The organism is Blautia sp. AM29-29 (assembly GCF_003480555.1).
GTDB lineage: Bacteria > Bacillota > Clostridia > Lachnospirales > Lachnospiraceae > Fusicatenibacter > Fusicatenibacter saccharivorans.
The window spans coordinates 18,986-43,477 of record NZ_QUJD01000017.1 but is presented as its reverse complement, the minus strand read 5'-3'; the positions used below and the strand labels follow the sequence as shown (position 1 = coordinate 43,477).

The 24,492-nt window shown below is 49.5% G+C and carries 20 protein-coding genes and 1 riboswitch; of the genes, 3 read left to right on the top strand and 17 right to left on the bottom strand.

Annotated features, from left to right (window positions below; all coding sequences use genetic code 11):
• Positions 1-149 precede the first annotated feature (149 nt).
• The 3 genes from rfbA to DW769_RS12440 all read right to left on the bottom strand — a co-directional run bounded on the left by rfbA (position 150) and on the right by DW769_RS12440 (position 2,800).
• Positions 150-1,040: a glucose-1-phosphate thymidylyltransferase RfbA gene (gene rfbA / locus DW769_RS12450; RefSeq protein ID WP_118750442.1), complete on the bottom strand. Its 891-nt coding sequence runs from the start codon at positions 1,038-1,040 to the stop codon at positions 150-152.
• 265 nt (positions 1,041-1,305) lie between these two features.
• Complete coding sequence (locus tag DW769_RS12445) at positions 1,306-2,529, bottom strand: chloride channel protein (protein WP_055227751.1); 1,224 nt, start codon at positions 2,527-2,529, stop codon at positions 1,306-1,308.
• Between the two features lie 37 nt (positions 2,530-2,566).
• Positions 2,567-2,800 carry a hypothetical protein gene (locus DW769_RS12440; protein WP_055220781.1) on the bottom strand — a complete coding sequence of 78 codons (234 nt, stop codon included), beginning with the start codon at positions 2,798-2,800 and terminating at the stop codon, positions 2,567-2,569.
• A 167-nt stretch (positions 2,801-2,967) separates the two neighbouring features.
• On the opposite strand from DW769_RS12440, the gene DW769_RS12435 reads away from it, so the two are divergent.
• Positions 2,968-3,396, top strand: a complete 429-nt coding sequence (locus DW769_RS12435; protein WP_117510459.1) for a hypothetical protein — start codon at positions 2,968-2,970, stop codon at positions 3,394-3,396.
• A 131-nt stretch (positions 3,397-3,527) separates the two neighbouring features.
• Here the strand turns inward: DW769_RS12435 and DW769_RS12430 are convergent, their stop codons facing one another.
• Positions 3,528-4,172 (bottom strand): DUF4317 family protein, encoded by a 645-nt coding sequence (locus DW769_RS12430; protein ID WP_055220785.1) that lies wholly within the window; start codon positions 4,170-4,172, stop codon positions 3,528-3,530.
• 203 nt (positions 4,173-4,375) lie between these two features.
• On the opposite strand from DW769_RS12430, the gene DW769_RS12425 reads away from it, so the two are divergent.
• On the top strand, positions 4,376-5,293 hold the full coding sequence (locus DW769_RS12425; protein ID WP_117801348.1) for a metallophosphoesterase family protein: 918 nt from the start codon (positions 4,376-4,378) through the stop codon (positions 5,291-5,293).
• Positions 5,294-5,362: 69 nt separating this feature from the next.
• On the opposite strand, the gene DW769_RS12420 is transcribed toward DW769_RS12425, so the two are convergent.
• The 10 genes from DW769_RS12420 to DW769_RS12375 all read right to left on the bottom strand — a co-directional run bounded on the left by DW769_RS12420 (position 5,363) and on the right by DW769_RS12375 (position 19,099).
• Complete coding sequence (locus DW769_RS12420; RefSeq protein ID WP_022461858.1) at positions 5,363-7,357, bottom strand: beta-galactosidase; 1,995 nt, start codon at positions 7,355-7,357, stop codon at positions 5,363-5,365.
• A gap of 20 nt (positions 7,358-7,377) precedes the next feature.
• A complete protein-coding gene (locus tag DW769_RS12415; protein ID WP_022461859.1) occupies positions 7,378-9,444 on the bottom strand; it encodes a beta-galactosidase in 2,067 nt (688 codons plus the stop codon).
• A 4-nt stretch (positions 9,445-9,448) separates the two neighbouring features.
• A complete protein-coding gene (locus DW769_RS12410; RefSeq protein ID WP_022461860.1) occupies positions 9,449-11,170 on the bottom strand; it encodes a glycosyl hydrolase 53 family protein in 1,722 nt (573 codons plus the stop codon).
• 21 nt (positions 11,171-11,191) lie between these two features.
• The gene (locus tag DW769_RS12405; RefSeq protein WP_055227760.1) at positions 11,192-12,166 is read right to left on the bottom strand and encodes a LacI family DNA-binding transcriptional regulator; all 975 of its coding nucleotides are present in this window, start codon (positions 12,164-12,166) and stop codon (positions 11,192-11,194) included.
• 188 nt (positions 12,167-12,354) lie between these two features.
• Positions 12,355-13,938 carry an ABC transporter substrate-binding protein gene (locus DW769_RS12400; RefSeq protein WP_022461862.1) on the bottom strand — a complete coding sequence of 528 codons (1,584 nt, stop codon included), beginning with the start codon at positions 13,936-13,938 and terminating at the stop codon, positions 12,355-12,357.
• 210 nt (positions 13,939-14,148) lie between these two features.
• Entirely contained in the window at positions 14,149-15,069 is a 921-nt protein-coding gene (locus DW769_RS12395; RefSeq protein WP_022461863.1) for a carbohydrate ABC transporter permease, read from the bottom strand.
• A 12-nt stretch (positions 15,070-15,081) separates the two neighbouring features.
• Entirely contained in the window at positions 15,082-16,011 is a 930-nt protein-coding gene (locus DW769_RS12390; RefSeq protein ID WP_117801346.1) for an ABC transporter permease, read from the bottom strand.
• A gap of 389 nt (positions 16,012-16,400) precedes the next feature.
• Positions 16,401-17,162, bottom strand: a complete 762-nt coding sequence (gene dapB / locus DW769_RS12385) for a 4-hydroxy-tetrahydrodipicolinate reductase (RefSeq protein WP_117510456.1) — start codon at positions 17,160-17,162, stop codon at positions 16,401-16,403.
• A gap of 35 nt (positions 17,163-17,197) precedes the next feature.
• On the bottom strand, positions 17,198-18,088 hold the full coding sequence (gene dapA / locus DW769_RS12380) for a 4-hydroxy-tetrahydrodipicolinate synthase (RefSeq protein ID WP_022461866.1): 891 nt from the start codon (positions 18,086-18,088) through the stop codon (positions 17,198-17,200).
• A 151-nt stretch (positions 18,089-18,239) separates the two neighbouring features.
• Positions 18,240-18,414, bottom strand: a riboswitch (Lysine riboswitch).
• A 55-nt stretch (positions 18,415-18,469) separates the two neighbouring features.
• Positions 18,470-19,099: a single-stranded DNA-binding protein gene (locus tag DW769_RS12375; RefSeq protein ID WP_055220802.1), complete on the bottom strand. Its 630-nt coding sequence runs from the start codon at positions 19,097-19,099 to the stop codon at positions 18,470-18,472.
• A 405-nt stretch (positions 19,100-19,504) separates the two neighbouring features.
• On the opposite strand from DW769_RS12375, the gene typA reads away from it, so the two are divergent.
• Entirely contained in the window at positions 19,505-21,334 is a 1,830-nt protein-coding gene (gene typA, locus DW769_RS12370; RefSeq protein ID WP_055266953.1) for a translational GTPase TypA, read from the top strand.
• An 87-nt stretch (positions 21,335-21,421) separates the two neighbouring features.
• Here the strand turns inward: typA and DW769_RS12365 are convergent, their stop codons facing one another.
• The 3 genes from DW769_RS12365 to DW769_RS12355 all read right to left on the bottom strand — a co-directional run bounded on the left by DW769_RS12365 (position 21,422) and on the right by DW769_RS12355 (position 24,366).
• Positions 21,422-22,513 (bottom strand): polysaccharide deacetylase family protein, encoded by a 1,092-nt coding sequence (locus DW769_RS12365; RefSeq protein ID WP_117761431.1) that lies wholly within the window; start codon positions 22,511-22,513, stop codon positions 21,422-21,424.
• A 380-nt stretch (positions 22,514-22,893) separates the two neighbouring features.
• Positions 22,894-24,108, bottom strand: a complete 1,215-nt coding sequence (locus DW769_RS12360; RefSeq protein WP_117801344.1) for a hypothetical protein — start codon at positions 24,106-24,108, stop codon at positions 22,894-22,896.
• A gap of 21 nt (positions 24,109-24,129) precedes the next feature.
• A complete protein-coding gene (locus DW769_RS12355) occupies positions 24,130-24,366 on the bottom strand; it encodes a hypothetical protein (protein WP_055266947.1) in 237 nt (78 codons plus the stop codon).
• Positions 24,367-24,492: the final 126 nt, after the last annotated feature.

Genomic DNA, 24,492 nt, shown 5'->3' with positions numbered 1-24,492 from the left:
GTTATGTTTTGTCTGTCTCTTGTTTTTCAGTCTGATTTTCTGTTTGTACCATGAGTATAAAGGATGACGTTATGTCATGGTCAAGCACTTTTTTCAAAAACTGCCCCGGATTTTTCTTCCGGGGCAGTTTTCTTCAACGCTGTTCGCTTTTATTTGTCGATATATTTTCCGTTCATCACATCCATCAAGTACTGGCCGTACTGGTTTTTCTTCAGTGGCTCGATGTCGGTCAGAAGCTGGTCTTTGCCGATCCAGCCGCTCAGGTAACCGATCTCCTCGAGGCACGCGATCTTGCGGTGCTGATGGGTCTCGATGGTTTTTACGAAGTTGGTTGCCTCTACCAGGCTCTCATGTGTACCGGTATCCAGCCAGGTGAAGCCCTGTCCGAGAAGCTCAACGTTCAGGCTGCTGTCTTCCAGATAGATCCGGTTCAGGTCGGTGATCTCAAGTTCTCCGCGCGGTGACGGTTTCAGGTTCTTTGCATACTCTACGACTTTGTTGTCATAGAAGTACAGACCTGTAACACAATAGTTTGATTTCGGTTTCTCCGGTTTCTCTTCGATGGAGATGGCTTTTCCCTCGGAGTCAAATTCTACGATCCCGAAACGCTCCGGATCATCTACATAATAGCCGAATACGGTTGCGCCTTTTCCGGTCTCAGCGTTTTCTACTGCTGCTTTCAGGCGTTTGTTCAGACCGTGTCCGAAGAAGATGTTGTCGCCGAGCACCATGGCAACGGAATCATCCCCGATGAACTCCTCGCCGATGATGAAGGCCTGTGCCAGTCCGTCCGGGCTTGGCTGTACCTTGTAGGAAAGCTGTACACCGAACTGATGGCCGTCACCGAGCAGTGCCTCGAAACGCGGGGTGTCCTGCGGGGTGGAGATGATCAGGATGTCGCGGATGCCTGCATTCATAAGAACAGACAGCGGATAATAGATCATCGGCTTGTCATAGATCGGGAGAAGCTGTTTCGATGTTACCATAGTTAACGGATAAAGACGTGTGCCGGAACCTCCGGCAAGTACGATACCTTTCATAATTCGTTACTCCTTTTTCGTATATGATACCTTTAGTATAACCTCATTCCCGGAAACGCGTCAACCCGTATCGTAACGTAACCGTTACTGTTCACTCAGCAGTGAAACACTTGCTGTTTCGCTGCGTAAGAACATGTTTCAGGTGTGAGCAACCCTCCTTTTGCGAAGCAAAACTTTAAATGAGGGTTGCGAATGTTACAGTTCGCTGGGCACCAGTGAACTGTAACACGTAACGGTGTGCGATAACTTTGTGACGTTTCTGTTATCAGCAGCTGTATTTCGTCAGTTTCTGGCGGGAATAGATCGAGCTGTTGCGGTTGAATACGTAGGCCGCGGTGCAGACAATAAAGAAATATGGCAGATAATCGTAGCCAAAAATCTCGCCGCCGATGAAAATAGCCGCCAGTAAGGTATTGGTTCCGCCACCGAAAACCGCCGCATAGCCAAGCGCCGCGGAAAGCTCCACCGGAATACCGAACAGATTGCCAAGGACTGCTCCCAGGGTTGCTCCGATGGTAAACAGCGGTGTTACCTCGCCGCCCTGAAACCCGGCGGACAGCGTCAGAATTGTCAGGATAAATTTCAGCGCCCAGTCATATGCATATACCTTTTCCCCATGAAATACCGCTTCCACCAGATTCGTTCCAAAGCCGCAATACCGTCCGCGGTACAGAAGCAGGAACAGAATGCTAAGGATAACACCGATGGAGAAAACACGTACCAGCGGATTTTTGATTTTTTCGCCGAGATATTTTTTCGTGTGCTTTAAGCACCAGGCGAAGAGGCCGCCTGTGATTCCAAAAATAATACCAAGTGTAATCAGACGCACCAGCAGGAACGGTGTCAGGCTTTCGCTGATGTGGACAGCCAGATTTTCTTTGCGGATTCCAAGCAGGGAAGCTACAGCGCTCGCAGAGAAAGATGCGGTAAACGCCGGAAGCAGTGCCTCGTACCGCATTTCACCCGCAGCGAGCACCTCTACCGCAAAGATCACAGCTGCAATCGGCGTTCCGAACATGCCCGCAAAGCCGGCGGCCATACCGGTTACCAGAAAGATACCGGGCGCGTTTTTAAACGGTAATTTTTTGCCGGCAAAATAGGAAAACACAGCACCGATCTGAACGGCAACGCCCTCGCGGCCGGCGCTTCCACCGAACAGATGCGTCAACGCCGTTGAGAGCATTGCCAGCGGAATCATGCGAAGCGGAAGCTCTGTCTCCTCCTCATACGCTACATCAAAAATCAGACTCATGCCTCCTTTTCCCCTGCCACCGAATTTCTGATTGACTGCCACGATCACAAGACCTGCCATAGCGAGAAACGGCAGACACCAGAAAAGATGTGCCACGCGAACAGCCGTGACTTTCAAAAGCAGACGGCAGAACAGCGCCTCAATCAGACCGACTGCCGCGCCGAGCGGAACGCCGGTCACACCGAGCAGCAGCAGGGCGCCGTAGGTGCGAAGGGATTTCTTCAGTTCTTCTTTCATTCTCTTTCTCTCCTTTTCGAATTCTGCTGTTATCATATCACGAAGCGGACAGATTGTGAACTATGGATACCTTTTCCTCCATACTCTTTGCCAGTGCGTCGGCAAATTTTTCCTGCATCCGGATTACTTCTGTCATCTCCTGCTCCGTAAACTGCGCCGCAGCTTCCTCCTCGGACTGAAACAGCGGAAGAACCAGCTCTCTCGCATACTGTTTTCCCGTTTCAGTCAGACTGATGATTTTTTCCCGCCGGTTTGCCGGATTGACTTCCATTTCGATATATCCTGTTTCCGTTTTTAGTCCGTTTTCGTACTTTTTGTTTTAGTGTTTTTTTCTTCCTTTGTCAAGATTTCCAAAAGCCTCTTTTTTCCGTATATTTTCCGGCATTTTTCAAATACTAGCAACTGTCCAGACACTGTTAGGGAAAGGAGATTTTGAAGATGAGAAAAATCAGAAGAGTGTGTATGACGCTGGCATTGGCGGTATTACTGGCCGGGATGACGGCCTGTGGAAACAACACCACGAACGACACCGGAAATGGCAATACCAACACGGAGAGCGACATGGGACAGACGGATAACAGAAACGATGTCAATACGACAGAGATGCCGTCAAACGACAATGTAAATGATGTGACGGAGGGCACCGATGGGAATGCCAACGGTACGAACGGTACAAATACCGGGGATAGAAATACCCTTGGAGATGATGTCGGCGACGCCGCTGAAGATGTGACCCGTGGTGTCGGTGAGGGCGTTGAGGATGTCGGCCGCGCGGTGGACGATGTGGTAAGCGGCGGCGATAATGAGACGCAGAATCCGCAGGAAAACGGAGCAACTACACAGAATGGAGCGGGGATGGCACAGTAAATATGCACTTCTGCTGCTCCCGTATCTAAAAAACTTCCCTTGGCGAACGATATATGCAGGTTCGCCGGGAAGTTTTTTTACTGCCAGGCACATCAGCACCTGGTTTGATCCGTCACTTTCGATTTTTTCTTTTACAGACCGCATCTGAATTTTCTGCCCTTCGCGCCAAGAATGCTGGCCATCTGATCGCCCCACGCTGCACGCTCTGCATAAATATCAACCCGTTCCAGATCTCCGCTCCGGTCCACAAAGGCAGGGAACAGAAATCCACAGATAGGATTTCCCGGCTCGTATTCTCCAACCAACGGGCAGACAGCGCAGATCAGATAGGGGAACATCTCCTCGGATTCCCCCAGGCGCTCTTTATCGGAAGCCTTTGCAGGAATATCATACCGGTCATAAAACATGTAAATGGCATAAGCCCCGTGAATCTGCAATCCTTCGATCAGGATATCATAGAACGTTTCCAACAGCGCATCGTTCTTCAGTCCGCATTCCCGCAGCGCCATCAGCATCTGCCAGATACTGCCCGGCCCCTGGGATGTTTCCGGAAAACGGTATTCCCGCAGCTTCTCATTCGATTCCGCAAACGGAATTTTCTTGGCAATCGCCAGATTCCTGGCCTTTTCCGAACCGGACAGTTTCAGAAAATGAATGTTGAAACTGCCGTCATACTCCCCATCCGAATCCGTATAGCAACCCGCCATCCGCACAAACGAAGTCCGCGCCGGCGTCATCCTCCTCGTCAGCTCCAGCATGTCTTCCCGATTAATCATACATTCCCTCCGACAGTAAATATATTCGAAACTCTCTGCCTTTGATCTTATCATAACATGCTTTTTCTGTCAGCAGGTTTTTAAATTGCGTTCTTTCTCTCCATCTGATAAAATCGAAACAGTATCTCGCATTTTATAATTTTGATATAGAGAGATGTTGGGACAAAACACCTTTTGACTCAATATCACAGAAAGGACGACACATGAAATTAGCAGTAATCAGTGATCTTCACGGGAATTATTATGCGCTCGCAAAGGTGCTGGCATTTCTTCGCAGTCAGGAGATCGACGGTATCATCGGGCTGGGAGATTTTGTAACAGACGGGCCTTTTCCGCAACGGATGATGAGAGTGCTTCGCGAAATGCAGGAGGAGTTTCCCTGCTATCTGGTGCGGGGAAACAGGGAAGAATATCTGCTGGAAAATCTCCGGCATCCGCAGAACTGGAAGGCAGGTTCCTCGACAAGCGGACTTTTGGATTATACGTTTCGGAATCTTACCGGACAGGATCTGGAATTTTTCGAACAGCTGCCGACAGACGGAGTTCTGGTCGGAAAAATGCATGAGTCAGGCCGGCTGATTCCTGTTTTTGTTCCGCAGGAAGAAATCATACCGGATACCTGCCGCGAATCTCTCTTCCCGGCACTTCGTCTCTGTCACGGCGCGCCCGGAGAACTCCGTGGGAATTTCGGTCTGCATCCGGAGCTTTTGCTGTCCCATCTGGAAAATCTCGATGCCGCAATCCTGCTCGGCGGGCACAGCCACAAGCAGGAGCAAAGAGAATATGCCGGAAAAACATACCTGAATCCCGGTTCCCTTGGGCTTGCGCTTGATGGAGTCGGCGGCCATGCCCATTTCGCGATTCTGACGCTGGAAAACAGCACATGGCAGATCGAATGTTTTCAGATTCCCTACGATCTCGAAGGCTACCTCGCCGAATTCGACCGCGCCGGGCTGGAAACGCATGGCAGTGTCCTTGCCCGTTCCTTAAAACGGACATTGACCTGCGGCGTGAATTATTTTTATCTCACCGTAAAACGAGTGCGTGAACTCGCCGATGCACTGGCACTGACCGATCTGGACGAAGAGGTCTGGAAAAAGGCGGAACAGGAACTGAAATAACCGTCCATTCAAAAGACGGCAGGCTGTGTACTCACACACAGCCTGCCGTCTGTTTCTATTCCCTAACTTCTATTTTTCTTTTCGAAACACAACCGTCTCAAATCTTCTGACCACTCCATCATACTCTCCCGTCATCGGCTGGTATGTTTCCGTATCCATCGGAAATGCAGCCGGTTCAGCTCCGTAGTTCTGTACAAACAGATACTTGTATTTCTCATCCTCCCTTGTTGCAACATCGAGCCCTTCCGGGATTTCGGCTGCCGCGCGTTCCAGGCCTTTTTCTTCTGCCAATTTCCGGCAGAAGTCATCGTAAAATGCCTGTTCAAAATCTGCGCAGACATAATACGCCTCGCCCTCTCCAAATACATTTTTCGTCAGTGCCGGATATCCCGCATAGAAATCGTCACGGTATGCCAGCAGCGTTTCGGCACCGTTCGTTTTTACCAGGTCGCAGAAATTTCGGATTTCATATGTCTTTCCTTCTCCCACACCCGCATTCACATCCTGATCATACAATGCGTCCAGCTCGGTGCTCCGCAGGCCGAATACATCCATCAGTCCGTGCGGGGTTCCGCCGAGGAAACAGAGGTCGTTTTCATCCACAACTCCCGACCAGTATGTCATCACAAAGGTGCCGCCGTCTGCCACGAAATTCCGGATTTTTTCCTCAATTCCGGCCCGAAACAGATACAGCATCGGTGCAAAGACAATCCGGTAGCCGGAAAGACTCTCCTCCATATCAAGGAAATCCACATTCACACCCAGTTTCCGAAGACCGCCATATACTTTCTTCACGGTATTCATGTAATGCAGTCCCATATTCCGTGGTCCCTGCGCATCCTCCATGGCCCAGCGGCTTTCGCAGTCATGCAAAATTGCAGCCTGTGCCTTCGTCGTGCTTCCCGCAATCTGCGCCAGATCCAAAAGCGCCTCGCCCGTCTCTGTCACCTCACGGAACACGCGCGTATCCTTTCCGCCGTAGTGGTCAATGACCGCCCCGTGGAACTTCTCGCTCGCACCGCGGCTCTGGCGGATCTGGAAATACTGGACACTGTCGGAACCATGCGCCACTGCCTGCAGCGATGCCGCCTTTAAAAGCCCAGGCCGTTTCAGCTTGCTGACACTCTGCCAGTTCGTGCTTGTCGGGCAGGACTCCATCAGAAGGAACGGTTTTTTCATCAAACTCCGCATAAAATCGTGCTGCAGTGCCGCATCAAGCGCAGTCACCTCTTCTGCTTCCTTGTGCCAGGTCGGATAATTATCCCATGACACCACATCAATCAGATCCTTGAACTTATGATAATTCAGTCCCTGGAAATCATACATCATGTTGATTGTCACCGGAAGTTCGGAACCGCCCGCGCGGATCGCTGCTTTTTCCCAGGCAACAAAGTCTGCTGTCTGATCTGTCACAAACCGTTTCCAGTCAAGATTCAGTCCGTGAAGCCCCATCTCACCCTTTGGGGACGGACTCTCAATCTGCTCAAAATTCTGATACGAATGGCTCCAGAACGTTGTATTCCACGACATATTCAATGCATCAATCGTCTCATATTTTTTCTTCAGCCACCCCTGAAATGCCTTCTGGCAGAGCGGGCAATGGCATTCTCCACTCAGTTCATTCGAAATGTGCCACATTTTTACCGCCGGGTGCTTTCCAAACTTCTCGCTCAGCAGGCGATCAATTTTCCCCACCTTTTCCCGGTAAACCGGCGAAGTATAACAGTGATTATGGCGTCCGCCGAACAGATTTTTCGTGCGGTCCGCGTTTACGCGCAGTACCTCCGGGTATTTGTCTGCAAGCCACTTCGGGCGTGCTGCAGACGGTGTCGAGAGAATTACTGAAATCTCATTCTTATACAGCTGATCCATGATCTTTTCCAGCCATTCCAGGTGGTATACACCCTCCTCCGGCTCGAGCACAGACCAGGAAAAGACACCAAGCGTCACCTCGTTGATATGCGCCTCCTTCATATATTCGATATCCTGCTCCAGAATTTCCGGCATCGCAAGCCACTGCTCCGGGTTATAATCCCCTCCATAGATAAATCCACTCTGGTTCATGTTCGTTTTCCTTTCTCTGTTCATCGAAATATCGTCTCTACGTGCAGCTTCTCAATTTTGCAGGCACATCCATCCGCTGCATCCGGCTGCTTTTCCAGAAAAATCGGATCACCCGGATGCAGAGGATAGACAACGAGTTTCAGTTTCTCCGGAAACTCAAAATAGCCAAGGCTTAACAGGGCCTCCTGACCGGTATAGAAATAATCGTTGATTTTCTCTTCCCCATCAAACACTTCCATACGGTTTCCGTACCAGGTCAGAAAAGCAAACGCATCGTGATAATTTTTTTCGCCCGGATAAGCAAGCTTCAGTTCGTATACTGCTTTCTCTTTATCCTGCTCTTTGCAGACAAGCTCTGCCTCCGGCTCCTGTGCTTTGTAAATACGCTCATACAGCGTAAAGTTTCCTCTTTTTCCACACTCTTTGAAATCCACAATGCCTTTTTCCACTGCCGGATACACAGCGATCATGGTTTTTCCACTGCCTGTCACAACAAGCTCACCGTTTTCTTCCCAGACATAATTTTCGGAAAGAACGAGATAATCCTGATCCAGATGCACCTTCCATGCATTCAGCGCCTCCTGCCGGGAAATCAGGCAGAGTTCTGCGCGCGCATCGCCCTCCCACTGAATCTGCGGGTCGAGATCACCGTAAAATACGAACGCATCTCCCTTTTTCGTATGTAAAACGCAGAGCGGTGTGGCAAGTGCCGTGTGAAGAACCGCATCGTTTAGTTTCATATTGTACGGAAAAAATCCATACATTCCCTCTTTCAGGTCAAATGCCGGAAATCCCACGCTCGCTTTTCCATCCAGGAGTCCCTCCAGTTTCACCTGTGGATGATCATCCATCTTCCATCTTCTCTGGTAATTGTTAAAAAAGACGTATCCATGGTCCGCATCGTGACGGCACGCTGTCCGAACCGTGTGCATATCTCCCGGCAGAATCCTTATCGTTGGAATTTCAGACCGAAGTGAGGCCATATCCTCGCCAAAATCATTCAAAAACAGCGCCAGCAGCTTGATCTCCCGATAGCTGTCCGAGATTGTTCCGTACTGCCGGATCGGCGCGTTGAAATCGTAATTGATCTCCGGCAGGTCGTTCAGATATCCTGTCGCGCGGCTCTCCTGCAGGGTGGACAGTTTTCCCTTCGGATTGCTGCCGCCGTGGTACATATAGTAGCCGAGCAGCCCTGCTCCACTTCCCATTTTTACGGTAGACATCGCTCCGACATCGCATCCCTTCGCCACCGGTCTTCTGTGCATGGTAACCTGAAGCCCGCCTCCAAGTTCTGCCGTCAAAAACGGAAAATCCTCCTCGTTGTAACTGTTTGCATTTTCCACATGATGATCACACGCAATCAGTGCATCGTTCCTTGTGTGGCTGAACACAAAGTTTGCGTTCGGCTCAATCTCGCACGTTCTCTGATCCCATGGTGCTTCACAGTAGCCGCCCATGACCGGAAGCAGATCGCCGATGCAGGCTCCGCCCCAACCGGTCGCCGTGTACAGCGGCACATCAAAGCCAATTTCCTTTGCCATTGCTGTCAATGTGCGGATATGCGCCTCGCCCTCCGGTCCCTGCAGACCGCCGACGTGGCCGTACTCATTCTCGATCTGAATACCGATCACCGGACCGCCGTCCTTTTCCATGCATCCATCGACCTGCGCATAAACCTTTTTCCAGAACCGTCTGACATAGCCAAGATATTCCTCGTTGTTACAGCGGATCGCCATGCCCTCTTTCTCTCTCTCGATGATCCAGTCCGGGAATCCGCCGTTCCGCACTTCCCCGTGCACAAACGGTCCGATACGCAAGAATACCGACAGTCCGACTTTCCGGCACAGTCTTACAAACGTTCCGATATCCCGGCATCCTTCAAAATCAAACACATTTTCCTCTTCCTCGTGGTGAATCCAGATCACATAGGCCGAGACGACAGAAACTCCGCCCGCCTTTATTTTGCGCAGTGATTCCTCCCACCACTCTTTGCGGTACCGACTGTAATGCATTTCGCCCATCACCGGAAACCACGGTTTTCCATTTTTAATCAGATAATCCCTGCAATAGCTGTACTCTGCTCTCATCGTCTTATTGTCCCTCTCTTTTTACTGTCTGCAGACAGAAATTCCGCATCATGCCGTACATCGGCGGCGATGAAATTCGGATTCCGGCAGTGACTTCCTGCGGTTTTCTGATTTCGCATGTCACTTTGTAGCCGGTCCATGCATGTTCTGTCGGATGAATCACAGTCTCTTCTTTTCCCTCTTCCGTATTGAGGAACAGCCGCACATCCACATTTGTTGTATCGGTTCCCTGAAAGGCAACAGATAATGTATACGTTCCTGCCTCCTGTACCTTTACCGTCTGGCAGATCGAAAACGTAAAGTTTTTCGGTGCTTCTACGCGTACCGCATTCACCGGCGGAGCTGGGAACGGATCGACAAACTCCGGAAACAGCTGTACTGCAACGGCATCCTCGGATTTTTCTACGTTCCAGCGCGCCAGGCCGTCTTCCCAGCCGACATCGAGCAACAGATTCTCCGCCTCCGGCAGCTCTTCCACCACGCAGATCTTCGCATGTGCAGCAAACGGAACACCTTCCACATTTCCTGTCACATCATATTCGCCTGTCACGCGTGTGTCCGGCACTTCGTTCCAGTTTACCCGCCGCTGCTCCACCATTCCGTCATACAGCAAAACCGGGAGCATCTCCGGCAGACCGCATGCTTCGTCTTTTACTACGGTCATTGGCTCCGGCTCGTAAATCTTGGCCGGTTTTTCCGGACAGGCATCATTCCGTGTAAACAGGAAAGAACGAATGCCCTCCATGATGGTTCCCTTCTCCTCCAGCAGACCCATATTTTCCGACCAGCCGCCCTCACCGTCTTTCGGAACACAGATCGGTTCCCAGTAATAGATACCCTGCCCCATTTCATCCGGCAGCGAAGCAACGATATTGGCAACCAGATCCAGCACCTGCTTCTGTCCGGCAGGCGTCGCCGGAAATCCTGCGATTTTTTCCTGCTGTTCATCGATAAACCCATGCGCACTCTTTCTCCATGCATGCGCCGTCTCAACGACCATAATCGGCTTTTTGTAATCCTGGATCAGCTTCGTCATTGTCTCTTTCAGATCCGTGAAAGTGCCGTGCCAGAATGGATAATAGGAAAGTCCGATCAGGTCAAAATCCTCGAGTCCTGCCTCAAAGGAACAGTCAAACCACTCTTTCAGATAGAAATACCGTCCGCCCTGGTCGAGATGGATCATAACCTGCATCTCATCTTTTCCGGCTGCAGCCCGCGCACCGCGGATTCCGGCATTTACAAGCTGTACCATTTTTGTATAATCCGGCAGCTCTCCGTCCGGAAACAGAAGGCCGCTTCGGATCTCATTTCCGATCTGAACAATATCCGGCAGAACGTCCTCCTCTTTTAATGCCGTCAGCGTATCTCTTGTATAAGAAAAAACAGCCTCTTTTAATTCTTTAAAGCTTAAGTTTTCCCAATCTTTCGGCTTTCTCTGCTGACCGGGATCCGCCCAGAAATCAGAATAATGGAAATCCAGCATAAAGCTCATGCCATGTGCCCGGATCCGTTTTGCCATCGCCAGTGTATGCGCATAGCTGCAGTATCCGCCGGACTCCCTGACATGCTCCGGCGCATTCCAAATACGGAGCCGTACGGAATTTACCCCGTATTTCTGAACGAGATCCAGCGGATCCATAACAGTTCCGTCAAAGTCCTTCACCTGTACTCCGGCATCTTCCAGCTCCGGTATAAAAGATAGATCCATTCCCTTCTGAAATTCCATTGTTCTGTCCTCCCTGCTACGTTAGTTTGTCGATTTTCGGAATAAAATGTCGTAATCCAGCATCGTCTTCTTCTCATAATTTTCCCCTCGGAGCCGCTGGATCAGCTGACGCACGGCTGTGCCTCCCATCTGGGATGCTGCCACACTGACTGCTGTAACTGCAGGGGAATAGCAGTCCAGATTGGTGCTGTTGTAGAGCGAAGCAATCGCGACGTCCTTGGGAATTCGATAGCCTTCCGCCTGGAGCCGGGACATCACCATCGTACAAATCTCGTCGTCGCCACAGATGATGCATTCCACTTTTTTGGATATAATATTTTCAATGATCGCATCCAGAAACTCCATACGGATCGAACCATTGTAGAAAAGCTGATCCTTCTCGGAAATTCCATTTTTAATCAGCGCCCGGCAGAAACCTTCGTGACGCTTGCGGTCTACGTTATAGCTCATATCCTTGACAAGAAACGCAAATCTGCGGAATCCCTTTCCGATCAGCAGCGTTGTCATTTTCTCTGCCGCACCCTCATTGTCGGTATCCACCTGGATAATGTTGTCATACCGGCATGTTCCCGTCAGTGCTGTCGGGAAATTTGCCTGACTTAAATACTGCAGCGCACGGTCATCCTCAAGCGCACGTGTCAGGAGCATACCATCCACCCGGTTCGACTCCACCAGCGACTGCAGCTCTGAAATATCATGCGCGTTGCTCGTCGTAATCAGCACATTGTACCCGAGCATCGATGCCGATTCGCAGACGCCGAGCAGACAGTTCTGGAAATAAACACCGCTTCCATAATAAACGTCTGAAGGCAGTACCACGCCGATGTTGTGCGTCACCGTTCGGGTCCGCGCCATCTCCTCCCGCTCTTCTCCCCGTTTTGCCACCTCGAGAATCCGGTTTCTGGTCTTCTCTCCGATTCTGCCCTTACCGGACAGTGCACGGGAAACGGTACTTTTTGATACCCCTATCTCTTTTGCAATTTCCTCCAGTGTCATAAAAATACCCTGTCACTTTCTGTTAAATTTGAAAAATTCCTATATTTTTATATTTAATACGAATGCTGTTAGAAATCAAGTCATCCCTCAAAGCTTTTTGAACCATCACTTGATCTCTAAAAGAAGGAACGGCCGCGCCGGAGCTTCTGGCAGACCAGCGCGTCCATTCCCTGTTTTATTTTACTGTTTTATTTTTCTTCTTTCTCCGCTACATACTCTGCTGCCTGACGGTTCATCTCATCCAGAATATCCTGGATTCCGGCGCTGTCCATAGCTGCGTTCATGGCATCGATGGAAGCGTCCACATCGTCAACGAGACCGTTGATCAGCGGGTTATAATAATTGTCGATGGCTGCCTCTACTGCTGCAAACTGTGTACTTACATTGCTGGAATCAAAGTTAAATCCGTCGTAAACATGATCTTCTTTGATGTTGTTGTTGAAGGCATCTTTGATGCTTTCATACTTGTCGTCCAGAGCCGTTCTGTTCTCAAGATATTCCTCTCTCTGGATGGTGCAGTTGTTCCATCCCCAGTTGCAGTTACTTGCTACACCATAGCCGCTCTCATCAATAACTTTGTACTGATCATCACCGACTGCTTCCCAGTGCTTTCCTTCGATACCGAGCATAGCCAGATCGTAAACATCCGGGTTGGTGTAGAATTCATTTAATACCATCATGGCTCTCTCTTTGTTTTTACTGTTTGCGTTGATGGCAACACCGTTGTTGATGTAAGAGTTTACTTTTTTCGACAGGTTTTTGTTCGGGTCTACCATCGTTACATTCCAATCCGGATGTTCCTCATTTGCCTGTTTTCCGTAGGTAAGACAGGTTCCGAGATTCCAGCTCATGCTTGCTGTTCTTCCGGTCAGAAGTCCGGTCTGTCTCTCATCGCTGCTGTTTAATACGTCGCTGGACCATGCTCCGGCGTCTACCAGGTCTTTCATCTCCTGGCAGTACTCACGGAACGCATCCCATTCACCGATGTACTGGAATTCAAGATCTTTCGGATCCTGGGTATGATACAGAATCAGCTCGCCGCCCTTCGGTGCTCCGCCCGTTGTGGAATAGCCCTGGGACTGGAAGAATGGATACCACGGTCCGCCCTGACTTGCATAGATACCGTCTGCTGCACATGCTTTGTAGAACTTCATCAGGTCATCCCAGGATGTAATATCATCCATACCGTATTTTTCCATCAGGTCACCGCGCACTGCCAGAACTTCCTGACCAAACTCGTTGGCATAGCTCGGAACCATGTAGATTTGTCCGTCAATCTTTGCCTGCTCCCATGCCATTTCCGGAACAACCTCCCAGATATCCGGTGCATACGTTTTGATAAAGTCCTCAGAAAGCGGTGCAAATCCGCCGAGGGAAACGGTCTGCTCGTAATGGCACCAGCTCGATGCGGTAAAGATCAGGTCAAAATCTTCCTGTGAGGAGAACAGCAGGGAATATTTCGTGTCATGCTCGCCCCAGGAAAGGAATTCTACGTTCAGAGAGCAGTTCAGCTTCTCTTCCAGAATCTCATTGATTTTGGCGTAAACCTCATCAAAATCCGGGGTACGGTCGCCGATCAGATACATCGTCAGATCGACATGCTCCGAAGTGTCTGCACTCAGGTTGTCTCCCGATGTGCCGGAAGCTGCGGAGCTGCTTTTGCTGTCGCCCGTGCTTCCCTTTCCGTTGCCGGAACCGCATCCTGCCAGCATACCGGCTGCCATTGCGGATGCAAGTAATACAGATACCAGTTTTTTTGTGCTCTTTTTCATAAAGAACCTCCTTCATAAATATAATGTGTAATTCAAGCGGATATTCGCAATCCGCTTTGCTACTTGCTCATAACCGAATAACTGCTCCGCAGTTTATCAGAAGGAGCTTGCACTCCTCCTGATACAAGCAAGTCCCCACCCGCCTGCTTATTGCTTTTCGCAATGGAAACAGGGGACTTACTTGATTCAGTTAAATTAACATGATTTGTATCAGCCTTTGACTGCTCCGATTGTGATACCCTGTACAAAGTATTTCTGTACCAGCGGATATGCCAGAACGATCGGGCCGGTTACTACAATGGTAAGTGCCATTTTCAGGGACTGGGTCGGCAATGAGATTGCGCTGACGGCAGAGCCTGCGGCGTTGTTTGCAAGAAGCTTTTTATATGCCTCAATATCATTAACCTGCTGATACAGGAAATACTGCAGCGGATACTTGTTCGTGTCTTTGATATACAGCATCGCATTGTACCAGTCATTCCAATAAGCCAGTGCAATGAAGAGGCCCACGGTAGCAAGTGCCGGTTTGATCAGCGGCATTACAATCCGGAACAGAATACGGAACTCGCCGCAGCCATCAATCTTGGCCGCTTCAATCAGAGAATCCGGAAGTCCCACGATGTAACTCTTCATGATCAGAAGGTTGTATACGCTGAACAGCAGCGGAAGGAGCAGTGCAAGGTAGCTGTCCCGCAGATTCAGGGTCTGTGTCATCAGTACGTAGTACGGAACAAGACCGCCGGAAAACAAAGTGGTAAAGTAGAAGAAAAACGAAAACTGATTTCTCCACTCAAACTCCTTACGTGACAGTACATAAGCTGTCATAGTCTGCAGCAGCAGACCAAGTACCGTTCCGACGATGGTCAGACCGATGGTCGTGCCGTATGCGCGGAAGACAACCATAGGATCTTTAAATACGGTTTTGTATGCCTCCAGGCTGAAATCCTGCGGCAGAAGGCTGAAACCGTTCTGGATAATGGCCGATTCCGAAGAAAACGAGCCGGATACGATCATGATGAAAGGAACGAGGCAGACCAGCGCGATGATTCCGCAGAATCCGTACGCGATGATATCAAGTGCAACCGCATCTTTTCCTCTTTTGATTTTACTTGTATGACTGGAAGATCCCACTTTTCATCCCTCCTAGAATAAGGTGTAGTCTTTATCATAAAGACCAACCAGTTTGTTTACGATTACGACAGTGATAAAGCACAGTACCGACTGATACAGACCAACAGCTGCGGACATTCCGAAGTCGTTGCTGCTGATTAAGGCACGGAACGTCAGGGTATCAATTACATCGGTGTAGTTGTACAGAAGACCGTTACTTCCAACCAAGTTGTAGAACATATCAAAGTTTCCTTTGAAGATGCCTCCGACGGATAGCAGAAGCAGGATGATTGTGGTCGGCATGATCATCGGGATTGTTACTTTGAAAATTCGCTGGAACACGTTTGCTCCGTCGATGCGGGCTGCTTCATAAATCGAAGTGTCAATTCCCATAATTGCTGCCAGGTACATAACAGAACCGTATCCGATTCCCTTCCATACATTAAAGAAGACAAGGATAAACGGCCATGCCTTTGGTGTCGTGTAAAACTTGATTGGTGTTCCACCGAAGGTTTCAATCAGTCGGTTCAGAAAACCGTAGTCGGAACTGAAAATATTGAATGCCATAACTCCTACGATAACCCAGGAAATGAAATACGGCAGAAACATCAGCGACTGTGTGATCTTACGGTAATGTTTGTTGCGGATCTCGGTCAGAAGCACGGCAACGGCAATCTGCATCGTCGTGTTGATCACAATAAATGCCAGATTATACAGCACGGTATTTCTGGTAACGAGTCCGGCCTGTCCTGATTTAAAGAAGAACTTGAAGTTATCAAATCCGTTCCACGGGCTTCCCCAGATACCTCCTGCGTAGGAGTATTTTTTGAATGCCATTACAATTCCTGTCATCGGGTAGTAGGAAAAAATCAGGGTATAAATTACTGCCGGTGCAAGCATCAGAAGAAATACCCGGTACTTGTAGAGCTTTTTGCAAAACCCTTTCCAACCATTCTTTTTCATCTTCTCATTCCCTTTCTTGTTTGCGCAACTTTTTGTTGCTCAACTCTTTATTTTTCTTTGTGCCATTATCATATCATTTCGGCATATTGTTTACAATTCGCAGTTTTTATAAGATATTTCTTGTCGAAATATACTGTTTTACTATTTTTTGTGCAAAACGCGCAACTTTAGCGTTTTACCTTGTTGCGCATTGATTTTTCCATTACCGTTTGCGATTTTCACGTTCTCTTTTGATATTCCGTATTTTTTCTTGTGTATTCTGCCAAATATTCTGCAAAATAACTTCCTCAATTCCGAAAATCCCGTTGTAAGAAAAGAAAAAGTGCGCAACGTTTCGCATTTTCGTTGCGCACTTTCTGGTTTCTATTCACTTTTTCCCTGTTTCTGCCTTATTTCGCAGCAATGACATCCTGCATGTCATACATGCCAGCCGGTTTTCCAGCCAGGAATTTTGCAGCCTCTACAGCTCCTTTTCCGAAAACTCCTTTGGAATATGCTCTGTGGGACAGGGTAACAACCTCGTCCGGGCCTGCGAAGATGACGTCGTGGTCGCCGACGATGGTGCCGCCGCGTACAGCAGAGATTCCGATTTCTTTCGGGTCACGCTGCTCGTGGCGCTGGCTTCTGTCGTATACGTAGTGGTACTGGTTGTCCATTGCCGCGTTCAGGCTGTCTGCCAGGGCGATGGCGGTTCCGCTTGGAGCGTCGCATTTCAGTTTGTGGTGTTTCTCCACGATCTCCATATCAAAGCCTGCTTCGGCAAGCACTTTTGCAGCTGCCTGTACCAGTTTCATCAGCGTATTCACACCAAGGGACATATTTGCAGAGCGGAGAACCGGGATTTCTTTGCTGGTCTCCTGCACTTTTTTGAGCTGATCCTCGGTGAGGCCTGTGGTGCAGAGGACGAGTGGAAGTTTTTTCTCCTTGCAGGCATCGAGCAGTGCGTCGGCTGCCTTGTAGGAAGAAAAGTCAACGACTACGTCTGCCGGAACATCGCATTCTGCCAGGCTTTTGAATACCGGATAATCGTTCTGGCCGTTGTCGTTCATATCGATTCCGGCTATGATTTCTGCATTTGCATCTTCTTTTACCAGGCCGGTGATGACCTGTCCCATATGGCCGTTGCAGCCATGCATAATAATTTTAACCATTGTCTTTTTCCTTCTTTACTTCGTGTATTCTTAACTTAAGCCAGTTTGATTCCAAAATCTTTCATAGCCTTTGCCAGGCGCTCCTGGTTCTGCGGCTCCATCTCGGTCAGCGGCAGACGAAGCGGGCCAACCTCTTTGCCCATCAGGTTCAGCGCTGCTTTTACCGGAATCGGGTTTACTTCGCAGAACAGCGCATCGATGAGCGGCAGTGCTCTCAGCTGGATTTCTCTGGATCCGGCCACATCGCCGTCGAGGAATTTCTGTACCATGTCGTGGGTCTCACGCGGTGCTACGTTGGAAAGAACGGAGATTACACCGCTTCCGCCAAGGGAAAGGATCGGCACAACCTGATCGTCGTTTCCGGAGTACAGATCGATCTTTCCATCGGTCAGCTGCATAATTTTTGCGACCTGGGAAATGTTTCCGGAAGCCTCTTTGACTGCAACGATATTCTCAACGTTGTTGAACAGATAGACGATCGTTTCCGGTGCAATGTTTACGCCGGTTCTGCCCTGAATGTTGTAAAGGATGACCGGCACTTTGACGCTGTCTGCGATTGCGGTAAAGTGTGCAATCAGGCCCTTCTGTGTTGCTTTATTGTAATACGGAGAAACGAGAAGAAGTCCGTCCACGCCGTATTTTTCTGCTTCCTGAGACAGATAAATTGCTGTCTCCGTGCTGTTGGAGCCGGTTCCTGCAATTACCGGGATTCTGTGATTTACTTTTTCCACGGTATATTTGATGGCATCCAGATGCTCCTCATGGGACAGGGTCGAAGCCTCACCGGTGGTTCCGCAGATAACGATGGCGTCGGTTCCGCCGGCGATCTGCTCCTCAATCAGTTCTCCGAGTTTTTCGTAATTCACTTCCTGTGTTTCGGTCATCGGTGTGATAATTGCAACAGCTGCACCTTTAAAAATAGACATTCTCTTTTCCTCCTGTATGTTGTGTCAGATAAAACCATAAGAAATCAGTCGCCGGAGCTTATCTCCCACGGAAAATTTCACTTTCCGTTTAAAAAAGAGGCGCCTCATCCCAGATAAGATCGCCTCCAAATTCACACATACGCAGTATCTATGATCAGATAGCTCTCCATCTCTCGATGACAGTCGCAGATTTTTTCAACCTGCGCCCAGGAGCATACCGGTTCAGCGCCGGATGTCCTTCGGCATTCTTCCCTTTTCCTCTTCTTCTTTTGCTGCTGAGGCATCCGAAAAGGTACTCTTGAAGTAATGCGACCTCTATCCACTTCAGTTCTGCTTTTACTATAGCATCATTAAATTTTCTTGTCAACAGCGGATCGCGCTTTAACTCTCACTATATTCCAGCTTGCTCACCGAAACCTCATATGCAGTCCGCTTTTCCATTTCCGTCTCGCTCAGCCGCTTCATATATTCCCGGCTCTGGATCCGTCCCCAGATGAGAACGTGGCCGCCCACGGCAAACGCAGAGGCATACCGCGCATTCCGTCCCCAGCAGATGCACGGGATATAATCTGATTTTCCATACGGACGGTTGACCGCGATCAGAAGGTCGGCGATCTCTCTTCCCAGAGGTGTTTTCCGGTAGACCGGCGGTTTACATATGTATCCATCGAGGTAAATCTGGTTGGATTTGACGGAATCGTCCTCTTCCTCCACGAAGCTTAATTCCCGCGCAAATACGGAGAGTACCAGACGGTTCTTCTTCTCCTCGTGGCGGTTGTAGGACCGGAACTGACCGCTGATGCAGATCCACTCACCCTGGTAATCCTGTGATACGTCCACCAGCCGCTCGGAGACCATCACCGGAATGATGTCCTGCGATTCACTCAACCGCTTGACCATCACATCGACGAGGTAAAAGCCCTCTCCGAATACCTGATGGCTGAATGTAAACGGGGAGACAATCTCTCCCATGATAACCACCTGATTGTTTTCAATCATCTTGTCTGCCATAATGAAAATCCCCTTCCTTTGTCTTTTCTTTCTGAATATTGATTTCTGATCGGTACTTTGCTGATCTATAATCCTAATGTATGAACCACATTTCTTTTTCAGAACCACTTTTTTCCAGATTTTTTTATTTCTATTCAAATCAGCATTCTGCCCAATTTTTTGTATATGTTTCTGTAAAAACCGCACCACATGCTTCGTATTTTCTACCATTGCAATACAAAAAATGTCACATCTTCCCTGTTTTTTTTCTCTGTTCTGTGCTATAATAGTTCAGATAGGCAGGCATCCAGCAGAGACAAAACGGCAAGGCACCTGCCTTTGTGCTGTGATAAACATTCCCGGCCGGCTTGAAATTTTGAAAAATTGAACCCGGCAGGGTCAACCCATAGGAAGAGGAATGAAGAAATGAAAACAACGAGAGAAGATGTAAGAAACGTTGCCATCATCGCCCATGTCGATCATGGTAAAACTACACTGGTAGACGAGCTTCTGAAACAGAGTGGCGTTTTCCGTGCCAATCAGGAGGTTCAGGAACGTGTCATGGACTCGAACGATATCGAGCGTGAGCGTGGAATCACCATTCTTTCCAAAAATACAGCAGTTTACTACAAAGGAACGAAAATCAACATCATCGACACCCCAGGCCATGCGGACTTCGGCGGCGAGGTTGAGCGAGTTCTGAAAATGGTAGACGGCGTTATTCTGGTTGTAGACGCATTCGAGGGCGCTATGCCGCAGACCAAATTCGTGCTGAAAAAAGCACTTGAGCTGAATCTTTCCGTTATCGTCTGCATCAACAAAATCGACCGCCCGGAGGCACGCCCGGACGAAGTCATCGACGAAGTGCTTGAGCTTCTGATGGATCTCGACGCATCCGACGAGCAGCTTGACTGTCCGTTCCTGTACGCATCCGCAAAGCTGGGTCATGCCGTACTCGATCTGAACGACACCCCGAAGGATATGACACCTCTGTTCGAGACCATTCTGAAATACATCCCGGCTCCGACCGGCGATCCGGAAGCTGGCACACAGCTTCTGATCAGTACCATCGACTACAACGAATACGTTGGACGTATCGGTGTCGGCAAAGTTGAAAACGGAACGATCCGCGTGAACCAGGACGTTATGCTGGTCAACCACCACGATCTGACCAAGAAGAAAAAAGTAAAGGTCAGCAAACTGTATGAATTTGACGGACTGAAAAAAGTAGAGGTTACTGAGGCAGGCATCGGTTCTATCGTTGCTGTTTCCGGTATCCCGGATATCCACATCGGAGATACTCTCTGCGGCGATCTGGACAACCCGGTTTCCATCCCGTTCCAGAAAATCTCCGAGCCGACTATTTCCATGAACTTCATCGTAAACGACAGCCCGCTGGCCGGTAAAGAAGGTAAATACGTAACTTCCCGCCACCTGCGTGACCGTCTGATGCGTGAGCTGAACACTGACGTTTCTCTCCGCGTCGAGGAGACTGATTCCGCAGACTGCTTCAAGGTTTCCGGCCGTGGTGAGCTGCATCTGTCCGTCCTGATCGAAAACATGCGCCGTGAGGGATATGAGTTCGCAGTAAGTAAGGCAGAGGTTATCTACAAAGAGGACGAGCGCGGACGCAAACTCGAGCCAATGGAAATCGCATACGTTGACGTTCCGGACGAGTTCTCCGGTACTGTCATCCAGCTCCTCAGCGAGCGTAAAGGCGAGCTTCACGGCATGAGCCGCGCAAGCGATGGTTCCACCCGTCTGGAGTTCGAAATCCCGGCACGAGGCCTGATTGGTTTCCGTGGAATCTTCATGACCTCCACCAAAGGAACTGGTATCCTGAACACCGAGTTTGAAGATTACGCACCGTACAAGGGCGACATTGAATACCGCAAACAGGGTTCCCTGATTGCTTTCGAGGCAGGCGAGTCCGTTACCTACGGTCTGTACTCCGCACAGGAGCGCGGTACTCTGTTCATCGGACCTGGCGAGAAGGTTTACGCCGGTATGGTTATCGGACAGAACGGTAAGGCCGAGGATATCGAGCTGAACGTCTGCAAGACGAAGCACCTGACCAACACCCGTACTTCTTCTTCCGACGAGGCACTGCGTCTGACTCCGCCGAGAATCCTTTCCCTGGAGCAGGCTCTGGACTTCATCGACAAGGACGAGCTTCTTGAGGTTACTCCGGTTTCCTTACGTATCCGTAAGAAAGAGCTGGATTCCAGACTTCGTAAGAGAGCGGCAATGAAATAAATTTTCATAAAATGACATAAGAACCGCCGGTTCACTCTTGATTTGAGAGTAAACCGGCGGTTCTTTGTCGTTTTTCTATTCTGTTTTCTATTCGTTTGTCGTTCCGCCATGGAAGCCGTAATACGTCTCTCCCGCTGCAAGATCCACGCCGTTTGCCGCTGCAAGAGTATGAATCGTGACAAGCTCATACCCGCGGTTGATCAGCTCCGGCACGATCGTTGCACACGATTCTACGGTCGTCTCGTGGATATCATGCATCAGGATAATGTCTCCCGGGCTTACACTGTCGAGAACGGCGCTGATGTTTGCCTGTACATTTTTTGTCTGCCAGTCCAGGGTATCGACATCCCACATGATGCTCGGGCGGCCGATAGATGCGAGCAGTTCATCGGTGCTGTTTCCATACGGGAAACGGATGACAGTTGCACCCTGTCCGTTGTTGTACTGGGCGATCAGATCATCCGTCATCTGGAACTGGGCAAGGCCGTCGTCGGTGCTCAGTTCTTTCATATTCGGATGCGCATAGGAGTGGTTTCCAAGCTCACAGCCGATCGCCGCCATGCGCGGGATCACATCTGCACCGTATTTTTCCACATTGCTGCCGAGCATAAAGAACGTCGCCTGTGCCCCGTACTGCTCCAGCGTATCGAGAAGCGTGCTGGTATAGACGCCTGGGCCGTCATCAAAGGTCAGGGCTACCATCATCGAGCCGTTGCGGTCTGGCTGGTAAACACCCTGGTCATCAAAGTAACAGCCTTTTCCGCCGATCGCTTTCCAGCCGGTCGCCATGTAACCATTGGAATCAAAATGGTACTGGTTTCCGTCGATATCTGCCCAGCCGTTGACGTAGTACGTTGTGGCATCCGTTGCGTACCACCAGCCCGACGAGCTGTACTGCCATCCCGGCGTCTCATTCGGCGGCGTGGTCTCCGCAAGCTTCTTAATTCCCGCATTTCCCGATCCGTCCTCCGCCTCCGGCGCCGTCTCGCTCACCGTCTTTGCGGCTGTGTCATTACTCAGTACAATTCCTTTTTTCGCAAGCTGCGCTCCCGCAAATTTCCAGATAAGCGCAAGAAAAAGAAGGCCGATTACCACACACAGGGAAATCCGTGATACTTTCTGCATCATCTGTCTGCGGCGCATCTGCTTTCTTCTCTGTTTCAATGATTTTCTTTCCATATGATCTGTTTATACTCCATCGTCCCGCCCCTTTGCGGAACTTTCTTCCATCGTAACACAAACGTTTTTCGACATTTTTCTACTTACTATCATAACGTGATCTGACCTAAGATGCAAGGCACAAATTCTTACATTTTTCCACTTCTGGTAAATTAATGTTTATCGTTTCTTAACATCTTGTCACAAAAAAAGAGTGACTCTGCACCCATGGTAAAAGCGGATACAAAATCACTCTTTGTCACTCTCTTTTAAAAAACCTGGTTTCTTTCTGGTGCTTTGCCACCAAATCACAGGTCTTTCACCTGTCCAGCCTGATTATCCTCTCTGCTTAAGAGTAACTGCAAAGTTTTAACGTTGCCAGAACAACGGAAGCAAACACCTTATGCCTCATGTCCTATTTTAGTCAGGAAATCGCTGCCCATCACCCATTTTTCGTTTTCCAGCGTCACAACGGACTCGAGTTTCCAGGTGACGGTCTCTATTTTGGTTTTGCGGAAGAAATGGAGGAAACGGGTTCGTCGCTCGATCGCAGCGGTCACGTTGGTTTCGATCTTCATCTGGTTGGATTCGTTGGTTACGGTTGTGGAGACGCTGCTCACGGTGATGCTGGTGATTCCGGTGTTGGTGTCGCTGTTCAGGTAGGCATCGCAGAGCTGCTGGTACTGTTCTTTGGCGGTTTTCTGTACGGCGGTGTCGGCGGAAAATTCATTTTTGATGGTGCTGAAGGATTTTCCGGCGGCTGCGGCTGTGAATACCTTGTCCAGGGACTCTTCTGCGCGGTCGGCGATGGTTTTGCCGGTGGAATCGTTGAGTTTTAAATCCGGCAGGAATTCCATGCTGCTGTTGTCCTGCACGAGGACGATCTCGCGGTATGGGTCTTTCTGTTTTTCGGTCAGTTCAATGGTGTGGCCGCCGAGGAAGAGATACGGGATTTTGTAGATGCTGACGTTATCTGCTGTCTCTTTTAAATACTTTTTCCCGACCTGCACGCCGTCCAGATAGAACGAGGCATCCGCCGGGACGGTGATTTCGACATCCGTCACGCAGCTGTCTTTCGGCACAACGTACCACTCTTTGAAGTTCCATTTTACGGTATCCCCGGCGGCGATCTCCAATGTTTCTTCCTGCGAGTCGCTCATGCCTTTTAACGTGTACCGCACAGTATAAATCCTGTTTTCCCCGGTCTCAAGATTCTGTTTTCTGCGCATGAAAAAGCTCTTGATCTCCGGTGTTTCCTGCCCGTCAGTGCCGTCCTGTTTTGCTTTCCAGGTCATTGCATTGACGTAGTTCTTCCGCGACAGAAACGTGCTGTCCGGGAACTGGCATACATCGTATGCACTGTTCCAGTCTCCTGCCAGGCATGCTTCCACGTAATTCCGTCCTGCCGCCTGCGGCGCATACAGATACGCGCCTGCCATAAAAAATACGGCGCACAGAATCAGAAACAGACTGAGATTCACGATCAGAATCCGCAGACTCATCGGCAGATCACGAAATTTTGCCGCCTGTATTTTCACAGAAAGCTCCGTCGTCTCTTCTCCGTCTTTTTCCACATGGCGGAATCTTTTTCCTTTTCTTTTCCACTTCTGGAGCATAGTTTACCTCATCTTTTCCTCTTATTTAGACTGTTCTTTCACCGCATACGTATGCACCCGGTCGCTCTTCTGGCTGTATGCCTCTCCCTCGGAATAATACTCCTCCGATGTCGTGGAAAAACGCGTAATCGTCTCTTTCACACGCTCTCCCGCCGTTTGCTGGTGGAGAAACAGCGCTGCAATCATCAGAATCACAAATATATCCAGAATCAGTACCGCCGCATTTGCCACGATGCCAGGTAATTTTTTTATCCACATAGGCTTCCCTCTTTTCTGTCTCCATTGTAACAAAATGCTCCCGAAAACACAAGGAAAGCAGAGACCCCGGCGAACCGAAAATTCTCTGCTTTTCACAAATGACATATTTATTTTTTAACCTTGTTT

Bases quoted from the DNA above. Each gene is read 5' to 3' on its own strand.
- DW769_RS12425 (WP_117801348.1), top strand. From the start codon at position 4,376: ATGAAATTAGCAGTAATCAGTGATCTTCACGGGAATTATTATGCGCTC.
- rfbA (WP_118750442.1), bottom strand. From the start codon at position 1,040: ATGAAAGGTATCGTACTTGCCGGAGGTTCCGGCACACGTCTTTATCCG.
- DW769_RS12415 (WP_022461859.1), bottom strand. From the start codon at position 9,444: ATGAGAGCAGAGTACAGCTATTGCAGGGATTATCTGATTAAAAATGGA.
- DW769_RS12430 (WP_055220785.1), bottom strand. From the start codon at position 4,172: ATGATTAATCGGGAAGACATGCTGGAGCTGACGAGGAGGATGACGCCG.
- DW769_RS12360 (WP_117801344.1), bottom strand. From the start codon at position 24,108: ATGCTCCAGAAGTGGAAAAGAAAAGGAAAAAGATTCCGCCATGTGGAA.
- DW769_RS12405 (WP_055227760.1), bottom strand. From the start codon at position 12,166: ATGACACTGGAGGAAATTGCAAAAGAGATAGGGGTATCAAAAAGTACC.
- DW769_RS12420 (WP_022461858.1), bottom strand. From the start codon at position 7,357: ATGAACCAGAGTGGATTTATCTATGGAGGGGATTATAACCCGGAGCAG.
- DW769_RS12400 (WP_022461862.1), bottom strand. From the start codon at position 13,938: ATGAAAAAGAGCACAAAAAAACTGGTATCTGTATTACTTGCATCCGCA.
- DW769_RS12355 (WP_055266947.1), bottom strand. From the start codon at position 24,366: ATGTGGATAAAAAAATTACCTGGCATCGTGGCAAATGCGGCGGTACTG.
- DW769_RS12410 (WP_022461860.1), bottom strand. From the start codon at position 11,170: ATGGAATTTCAGAAGGGAATGGATCTATCTTTTATACCGGAGCTGGAA.
- DW769_RS12390 (WP_117801346.1), bottom strand. From the start codon at position 16,011: ATGAAAAAGAATGGTTGGAAAGGGTTTTGCAAAAAGCTCTACAAGTAC.
- DW769_RS12375 (WP_055220802.1), bottom strand. From the start codon at position 19,099: ATGGCAGACAAGATGATTGAAAACAATCAGGTGGTTATCATGGGAGAG.
- dapB (WP_117510456.1), bottom strand. From the start codon at position 17,162: ATGGTTAAAATTATTATGCATGGCTGCAACGGCCATATGGGACAGGTC.
- typA (WP_055266953.1), top strand. From the start codon at position 19,505: ATGAAAACAACGAGAGAAGATGTAAGAAACGTTGCCATCATCGCCCAT.
- DW769_RS12440 (WP_055220781.1), bottom strand. From the start codon at position 2,800: ATGGAAGTCAATCCGGCAAACCGGCGGGAAAAAATCATCAGTCTGACT.
- DW769_RS12435 (WP_117510459.1), top strand. From the start codon at position 2,968: ATGAGAAAAATCAGAAGAGTGTGTATGACGCTGGCATTGGCGGTATTA.
- DW769_RS12445 (WP_055227751.1), bottom strand. From the start codon at position 2,529: ATGAAAGAAGAACTGAAGAAATCCCTTCGCACCTACGGCGCCCTGCTG.
- DW769_RS12365 (WP_117761431.1), bottom strand. From the start codon at position 22,513: ATGGAAAGAAAATCATTGAAACAGAGAAGAAAGCAGATGCGCCGCAGA.
- dapA (WP_022461866.1), bottom strand. From the start codon at position 18,088: ATGTCTATTTTTAAAGGTGCAGCTGTTGCAATTATCACACCGATGACC.